Origin of the sequence: Moorena sp. SIO3B2, from assembly GCF_010692525.1 — a bacterium.
Classification (GTDB): domain Bacteria; phylum Cyanobacteriota; class Cyanobacteriia; order Cyanobacteriales; family Coleofasciculaceae; genus Moorena; species Moorena producens.
In genome coordinates this window covers 1-8405 of record NZ_JAAHHE010000268.1, presented here as the reverse complement: position 1 = coordinate 8405, position 8405 = coordinate 1, and the positions used below count along the sequence as shown (strand labels likewise).

7 protein-coding genes are annotated in these 8405 nt (G+C 46.8%); 2 read left to right on the top strand and 5 right to left on the bottom strand.

Going from position 1 to position 8405, the window contains the following annotated elements; all coding sequences use genetic code 11:
* The 4 genes from F6K38_RS30635 to F6K38_RS30620 form a co-directional block, all read right to left on the bottom strand.
* On the bottom strand, positions 1-1078 hold a 1078-nt coding region (locus F6K38_RS30635; protein ID WP_287358825.1), incomplete at its 3' end, for a glutamyl-tRNA reductase.
* Positions 1079-1107: 29 nt separating this feature from the next.
* Complete coding sequence (locus tag F6K38_RS30630; protein ID WP_154659766.1) at positions 1108-1269, bottom strand: hypothetical protein; 162 nt, start codon at positions 1267-1269, stop codon at positions 1108-1110.
* Between the two features lie 513 nt (positions 1270-1782).
* Entirely contained in the window at positions 1783-2820 is a 1038-nt protein-coding gene (gene glpX / locus F6K38_RS30625) for a class II fructose-bisphosphatase (RefSeq protein WP_287257372.1), read from the bottom strand.
* A 526-nt stretch (positions 2821-3346) separates the two neighbouring features.
* Positions 3347-3556: a hypothetical protein gene (locus tag F6K38_RS30620; RefSeq protein WP_287255391.1), complete on the bottom strand. Its 210-nt coding sequence runs from the start codon at positions 3554-3556 to the stop codon at positions 3347-3349.
* 173 nt (positions 3557-3729) lie between these two features.
* Between F6K38_RS30620 and F6K38_RS30615 the strand changes: the two genes are divergently transcribed.
* Positions 3730-7650, top strand: a complete 3921-nt coding sequence (locus tag F6K38_RS30615) for an NB-ARC domain-containing protein (RefSeq protein WP_287358823.1) — start codon at positions 3730-3732, stop codon at positions 7648-7650.
* Positions 7651-7901: 251 nt separating this feature from the next.
* Here the strand turns inward: F6K38_RS30615 and F6K38_RS30610 are convergent, their stop codons facing one another.
* Positions 7902-8054, bottom strand: coding sequence for a hypothetical protein (locus F6K38_RS30610; RefSeq protein ID WP_287296428.1), 153 nt, complete (start codon positions 8052-8054; stop codon positions 7902-7904).
* Positions 8055-8152: 98 nt separating this feature from the next.
* Between F6K38_RS30610 and grxC the strand changes: the two genes are divergently transcribed.
* The coding region (gene grxC, locus F6K38_RS30605; RefSeq protein WP_287358820.1) for a glutaredoxin 3 at positions 8153-8405 on the top strand (253 nt) is incomplete at its 3' end.

Below are 8405 nucleotides of genomic sequence, written 5' to 3'. Positions count from 1 at the left end.
TTTCGACCTTGCTGCGCAAGCTACTAATGGTAGAAACGGTTTCGAGGGAACGCCACCAGATGTCAAAGGCTGCCACATCTTCTTCCAAGAGTTCTTGTGCTTCCATCGCCATCTTACGACGGCTTTCCTGATTCTGTGCTACCACTGCTTTTAAGTCATCCACGTTGAATGAGTGGACAGTCTCTAGCTCATCAACATCCGCTGCCACATTACGAGGCACAGAAATATCAATTAGCATTAAGGAATGGCTAGTCTGCAACACTCCTTCTAAATTAGACCGAGTCAGGAGTGGTTCGGTGGCACCAGTGCTAGTAAATACGATATCTGACTGGGCAACCAGTGTCATCATATCTGACAAGGAATGGAGTTTTAGCTCCGCTTTGGGAAACCCTTTCGCTAACTCTTCAGCCCGTTTGGTGGAACGATTCAGAATTGAGATATCTACGGCACCTTTGGCCAGCAAATGTTTAACCAGCAAGCGCGACATCTTGCCAGCACCGATAATTGCTATTTTATAGGGCGTCAAAGAGGTGCCATAAAGGGTTTCTACCTTCTGCTGAGCTAACTCTACCGCTGCTGAGCTAATGGAGACCGCCCCAGTGCCAATACTGGTTTCCGTGCGAACTCGCTTACCGGCAGTAATTGCTTGTTTAAACAGTTTATTAAGTAGACGTCCGATTCCCTTGTGTTGCTGACCAAGTTTATGGGTGGTTTTGACCTGAGCTAGAATCTGCCCTTCTCCTAAGACTAGGCTATCTAGACCTCCAGCAACCCGCATTAAGTGCATGACTGCATCATGATACAACAGAATAAATAGGTGGGGGCGCAACTTGGCTAGAGGAATGCCAGCTTTTTCTGTCAGAAACTGGCACAATTCTCGAATTCCTGCATCAGTTTCGGTGGTGACTATATAAACTTCCAACCGATTACAAGTACTCAGTATCGCTACCTCTTCAATATGAGGATAGCTACATAAGTGGGGCATCACAGTCTCTAACTGGGCTTCTGGAATGCTCAGTTTTTCTCTGACTTCAACCGGTGCTGTCTTATGGCTCAGACCTACTACGGCAATATTCATGTTTTTGATAAGGAGGTTTGATGGGAGTGTTAGTTATAGAAGTTATCAAAAAGGTGAGTAACTTTTGTACTTGATTTTAGGGAGTAGGGAGTAGGGAATAGGGAGTAGGGAGTAGCGATGCAGCGCGGTCTTGGGGAGGCAGCGCGGTCTTGGGGGTCTCCCCCATGAGCGACTGCCGTGGTTTCCCCCATGAGCGACTGCATCAAGACGGGAGTAGGGAAAAAATATTGTGTACTTTATTAGGATTAAAACCGTTATCTTAGTAATTCTTTATCGGTTTGTTGGTACAAATGTTTTCTACAAATCCTTACTAAAACGAACTTGAAGGAAGGGTTAAACTAGGTTTTTAACCTTCCTTCAAGCTTTAACTACTGTTGCTAGGGCGTGTTTTCAAAGTTTTCTGCAAGATTATGATCCCCCCCAGCCCCCCTTATTAAGGGGGGAGCCATACTCACAAAGATTATGATCCCCCCCCAGCCCCCCTTATTAAGGGGGGAGCCATACTCACAAAGATTATGATTCCCCCCAGCCCCCCTTATTAAGGGGGGAGCCATACTCAAAGTCCCCCTTTTTTAAGGGGGATTTAGGGGGATCTCCGAGGCAAGAAGACACGCCCTAGGCACTACAGGGGTAAGCAATCAGCTGACGACTGATAGCTGATTGCTGATAGCTTACCTACAGGGTTAAAACCCTCTTCCTAAGAGTTAGCTCAATTGGATATACTTGGGCTGTTCAAACATATGAACGGTGTCCACAAACCGAGCGGTCTTGGACTGACTTGAAATAACTAGGCTTTGAGTCCGTGCTCCACCTTGGAAGAACCGAACCCCTTCCATCAGGGTTCCTGGGGTGATACCACAAGCAGCAAACAGTACGGTTTCACCAGAGGCTAGTTCTTCAGCATTGTAAACCTTATCGGGATCGGTAATCTTCATGCTTGCGAGCCGTTCAATGTTGCTTTCTTTGCTTTCCCCAATCAGACCAGTTTTCACGATGGCGGGATCGTAGATCAGCTGACCTTGGAAGTGTCCCCCTAAGGCACGCATTGCTGCTGCTGAGATTACCCCTTCTGGGGCAGCACCGATGCCCATCAAGGCATGGATATTGGTACCAGAAAAGGCACAGGAGATGGCGGCGGAAACATCACCGTCACTAATCAGTCGCACCCGAGCACCAGCTCCCCGGATTTCGTTGATCAAGTCCTTGTGACGGGAACGGTCCATCACAACTACCACCAGTTCATCAATGGAGCGCTCTAGACAATCGGAGAGGATTTGCAGATTTTCCGTTGCGGACTTGTTGATATCTACATGATTCTTGGCTTGGGGTGGTGCTGCCAGCTTCTTCATGTAGAAGTCAGGAGCAGCAAATAGACCGCCCTTCTCGGAAATAGCTAGCACTGCCATGGAACCGTTTTGGCCATAGGCCACTAGGTTGGTGCCTTCACAGGGGTCAACCGCAATATCAATTTCTACCAGCTCATCTGGGTTACAGAAGTTGGCAGCATCCTCTTGGGTACAAATCCCAACTTCTTCACCAATGTAGAGCATGGGAGCATCATCCCGCTCCCCTTCTCCAATTACAATCCGACCCCGCATATAGATCTTGTTCATCCGCTCCCGCATAGCTTCTACAGCCACTTGGTCAGCAGTGTTTTTCTCCCCTTTACCCATCCATTTGGCGGATGCGATCGCAGCTTTTTCTACGACTTCTATAATTTCTAAACCTAGTGTATTTTCCAAAGCGCCCGTTCTCCCAAAAGCTAGATGAGCTTATTTTCTTAATTATTTGTTTACAGTTCTTAAGTCTATCAGAGCGTGGTATCTCGTAGAAGGGAACAGGGAATAGGGAATAGGGCACAGGGACTGAAATCCTTGTTTACTCTGGGGTTTGGGTGTGTGGAAACGGATGCGATCGCATCATCTTAGGGAACAGGGAATAGGGAATAGGGAACAGACAGTGAAACTCTTTTCCCTCGTTAGTTTCAAATTCCCCCCTTAATAAGGGGTGTTAGGGGGGATCACCCATCCTGCCTATTCCTTGTTTGCCCCCTAAATCCCCCAATTCTGATGCTGCTGGCGAAATATTTCTTAACAAATCAAGAAGCCCTATCAGCCCTCACCCCCAGCCCCTCTCCCAACCTTGGGAGAGGGGAGCAGATTACGGCAGAATAAGGGTTTCACGAATTCGCCAGCAGCATCAATTCTGGGGGACTTTGACATCATTACTACCCAAAATTTTGGGGTTAGGGGGGATCACCCACACGCGCTATTTCTTATTGCTCCAGTAGGGAAGCACCACTTGCAGCAATCTACTCAGGGCTAACAATAACATTGCTGTTGCCACAATGTTATTCGTTAAACTGTCCCCATCCTTGAGCCAGAGAGCAGGATTTTCCATTAGGGGCTGTGGTTGTTCCACTAATGCTATGGTGTCAACTACTTGGTTTTCAAGAATTTGCTGTTTGATGTCAGTCATAGGAATCTTTTGCTCTAGTAACTGAAACCATCCTGACCTGAGGGTAGTGTCCAAAAGCAACAGCTAAGTTTAGGGTACCTACAACCACCGTATATCAAGGCTAGACTAGTTGAGGGTAGCTTCTTCAATTGAGGGTACCCTCAACTTTTTTTTCTTGCCCATCTCTGAATCGCATGCCCAGAGCTACTTACGGTCTTACTGTTAAAAACAGAGCACTGCGTCTATTTGAAGCATTAGTTTCCTTTGCCCAAGACATCGCTAATCAGGGGAATCCAGATATTAAATTCCGTTGGATAGAGGAAACCTCAACTAATCCAAAACTAGTAATTAAAACTCAGACTAGATATTTAATCCAACTCACCAAGGACGATAACTATCCAGGTAGTCTCAGCAAGGCTCAAGTAGTAGAAGCATTGCAGCGGATGAAAGACTTCTTAAAAATTTTAGAAGACAAGCGTTTTCACAAGAAGGGAAAGGATGAAAGGTATTTCACTCTGACACTCTACGCCCGAGACCTAGACAAAAACCTAGAACTATTTGATCAACAGTGGGAGCATGAACGTCCAGATAAATCCAAACAGCAAGAACTAGCAATTCTAGAACTATCTAATCAGCAGTCGGAGACTAAACGTCCAGATAAATCCAAACAGCAAGAACTAGCAACTGCTACAGAAATATCTAATCAGCAGTCGGAGACTAAACGTCCAGATAAATCCAAACGGCAAGAACCAGCAACTGCTACAGAAATATCTAATCAGCAGTCGGAGACTAAACGTCCAGATAAATCCAAACAGCAAGAACCAGCAACTGCTACTACTCCTGCCAAAACCTGCCCAGCCCTTCGCCCTAAGCCAGGGGTTCCTTTCCAAGCCCCATACCCACCAGCTTACTTTATCGAACGCCCAGAGGTAAGCAAAGACCTCAAGCAATCCTTACTATCAGAGCAGACAGCCAAGACCGGCACTCTGGTGGTTAGCGCTATTTATGGTCTCGGCGGTATTGGTAAATCTACCTTGGCTGCTGCTATTGCCCATGATCCAGAGGTACAGACTCATTTTCCCGATGGTATTCTGTGGGCAACCTTGGGTCAGGAGCCAGACTTGCTGTCTTTCCTGAGCAGTTGGATCCAAGCACTCGGAGACAATGACTACAAACCCACTAATACTAATGCTGCTTCTAGACATTTACAAACCTTGCTGTTTGACAAGGCTACCCTGCTAGTAGTCGATGACGCTTGGAACCCAGACCATGTTGAACCGTTTCGGATTGGTGGTGCTAAGTGCCGGGTGTTAGTGACGACTCGTGAAGCTCAAATTGTCGGAGCAACTCCCTATAATTTAGATGTGATGAGTTCCTCACAAGCTTTAGCGTTACTGGAAAAGCGTGGGGGTTCTAAACTCAAGGGGTCAGACCGTAAACAAGCCCAAGCCCTAGCCACAACCGTGGGCTACTTACCTCTAGCCCTGGAGTTAGCAGCAGCACAAATAGCCGATGGTATTTCCTGGCAGGAGTTACTCACTGACCTCCAACAGGAAATTGCCTGGTTGGAAACCTTAGATTTACCAGGTGCCGAAGAGATTATTGATGAAAAGCTACGCAAGCAGCACAGCCTAGTGGCTTCCTTTAACCTCAGTCTACGACGACTACCACCAGGAAAATTTAAGCAATTTGCCTGGTTTGGTGTCTTGCCAGAAGATGTCTCGATTACTCCGGCTTTAGGCACAACCTTGTGGGATGTTGGTGCTAGGGAGGCCAGAAAGACCTTACAGTATTTTAAATCTAAGGCTCTACTGCTCTCTGGTAAATCCACTAATGAGACTCCTACCTATCAGCTCCATGACTTAGTCCATGATATGGCCCGTCGGTTGCTAACGGCTCAAGGGGCTACAGGGGGAGAGGGGAGCTTACCGGGTTTGGGATTAACCTGGCCCCAAGCCCATGGTCAACTCCTAGAGCGCTATCGCCAAAAAATCCAAAACGGGTTATGGCACACCCTACCGGACGATGGCTATAGTCACAGTTATCTGACCTGGCATTTAGAAAAAGCGGGTTGTATAGAGGAAGTACACCAACTGCTCCAGGAGGAAACAGAGACTGGACGCAATGGTTGGTATCAAACCTGTGAACGTCTCGATCAACTAGGGGGCTTTGTCAAAGATCTAGCCAAGGCTTGGCAGTTAGCAGAAGAGGCTTTTTCCTTTTCAGCAACTCGTTCCATTAGTTTGCAGTGCCGTTATGCCTTGATGGTGTCTTCTATCAATAGTTTGCTTGGGCATATTCCAGGAAAGTTGATGGCAGCCCTGGTAGAGAAAAAGATTTGGACTCCAGTCCAGGCTTTGGCTTATGTTAAACAAATACAACATCCTCATAATCGAGCAGAAGCACTAGAAGAGCTAGCCCCAAAGTTACCGGAAACATTACTCTCAGAAGCCCTGAAAATCGCACGGGCAATCACCGATCAGTCGGATCGAGCCAGAGCTCTAAGTGGACTAGCACGACATTGGCCGGAAATTCTACCAGAAGCCCTAGACGCAGCACGAGCCATTACCGATAAGTGGAGTCGAGCCTATGCCCTGATTAGGCTAGCACCACAGTTGCCTCAAATCTTATCAGAAGCCCTAGAAGCAGCACAAGCCATTACCGATGAGTGGAGCAGAGCCAGAGCTCTAAGTGAACTAGCACCACAGTTGCCTCAAATCTTACCAGAAGCCCTAGAAGCAGCACGAGCCATTACCAGTAAGTGGCACCGAGCCAGAGCTCTAAGTGAACTAGCACCACAATTGCCGGAAATCCTACCAGAAGCCCTAGACGCGGCACGGACCATTAACGATGAATCAGACCGAGCCAGAGCTCTAAGTGAACTAGCACCACAGTTGCCTCAAATCTTACCAGAAGCCTTAGAAGCCGCACGAGCCATTACTGATCAGTCAGACCGAGCCAGAGCATTGAGTAGATTAGCAAGGGATTTGCCAGAAATCCTACGAGAAGCCCTAGAAGTAGCACGAGCCATTACCAATGAGTCGAGCCGAGCCATAGCTCTAAGTGAACTAGCACCACAGTTGCCTCAAATCCTACCAGAAGCTCTAAAAGCGACACGAGCCATTACCAGTCAGTCGAGCCGAGCCGATGCCTTGAGTGAACTAGCACCACCGTTGCCGGAAAGGTTGCTCCCACAAGCCCTAGAAGCGGCACAGGCCATTACCGATAACACAGACCGAGCTATTTTACTGAGTAAACTAGCACCACATTTGGGGGAAAGACTACTCTCACAAGCCCTAGAAGTGGCACGGGCTATTACCGATAACACAGACCGAGCCAATGCCTTGAATGAAATAGGAGCACAGTTGCCAGAAATTCTACCAGAAGCTCTAAAAGCGACACGAGCCATTATCAAACAGACAGACCGAGCCAGAGCACTCAGTGAACTAGCGCCAAAATTATCGGAAATCTTACCAGAAGCCCTAGAAGAGGCACGAGGCATTACCGATGAGTCGAGCCGAGCCACAGCCCTGATTAGGCTAGCACCACAGTTGCCTCAAATCCTACCAGAAGCCCTAGATGCCGTGCGGGCTATGACTGATGAGTTTTCTCTAGCCACAGCCCTGATTAGGCTAGCACCACCGTTGCCTCAAATCTTACCAGAAGCCCTAGATGCAGCACAGGCCATTACCGATGAGTGGCTCCGAGCCATAGCTCTAAGTGAACTAGCACCACAGTTGCCTCAAATGCTACCAGAAGCCCTAGAAGGGGCACGGGAACTTACCCATGATCCGATCAGATCCATAGTTCTGAGTACACTAGCACCAGATTTGCCAGAAATCCTACTTCCAGAAGCCCTAGAAACAGCACGGGCAATTCAGTCTGAGTATCACCGAGCCTATGCTTTCAGTGGACTAATCAAAAATCCTAACTTTTCCCTCCAAGATGACGTTTCCCTTTGGCAAGAGTTTCTTCACACCTTGGCCTGTAGCGATCGTAAGGACTTTTTAGAATACTTGGTTAATCTCAGTCCAACTATTATCTCGTTGGGAGGCAAAGAAGCTCTGGCTGCAATTGTTGAAGCGATTAAGGATGTAAGTCGGTGGTGGCCCTAGAGTGGAAAGTGTGGGGAGATGGGGAGATTTTTATTAAGGGTAATGATCTGGAGATGATATCAAAAAGCTTTAAAAATACCTGTTTTATGAATTATTTATCTATGGTTTTTGTAACCATTATTACAACCATTGCTAGATAGTTTTTTAAAATAAATAATCAAACCAAATAGTAATTTATAATAAAGTAAGCATTCAGCATTCAGCAGTCAGCTTAAAATAAACCTATAACGATAAAATTTAATAGTTCGAGATTAATGAGGATTTAAAGTTTGGGCAGTCCATGGATCATGGCACAGGTTTCGAGCCTGATAGCTGATAGCTGATAGCTGATAGCTGATAGCTGATAGCTGATAGCTGATAGCTGATAGCTGATAGCTGATAGCTGATAGCTGACATATAAACACCAAAACTTATCCTATATCTTTCCTTTTTCTTAATTTAAGCTAGCCCTTAACCATGGTATATCTTTAACTAGGATTCAACAACATAGGATTAACCAACAATGCTGGATTTTCTCAATCCCATCCTAGGACGCAACCCAGAACAGATGAAAGCCAATGTGGAAATTTACACCTGGCAAGCCTGCCCCTTCTGTATCCGAGCCAAGCTATTGCTATGGTGGAAAGGAGTTGACTACACCGAGTATAAAATCGATGGGGACGACAATGCCAGAAACCAGATGGCGGAACGAGCCAACGGAGGTCGAACGGTACCCCAAATTTTTATCAATAACCAACACATTGGCGGTTGCGATG

Excerpts from the sequence above, each read along its gene's own strand:
- F6K38_RS30615 (WP_287358823.1), top strand. The coding sequence starts at position 3,730 with ATGCCCAGAGCTACTTACGGTCTTACTGTTAAAAACAGAGCACTGCGT.
- F6K38_RS30630 (WP_154659766.1), bottom strand. The coding sequence starts at position 1,269 with ATGGGGGAAACCACGGCAGTCGCTCATGGGGGAGACCCCCAAGACCGC.
- F6K38_RS30620 (WP_287255391.1), bottom strand. The coding sequence starts at position 3,556 with ATGACTGACATCAAACAGCAAATTCTTGAAAACCAAGTAGTTGACACC.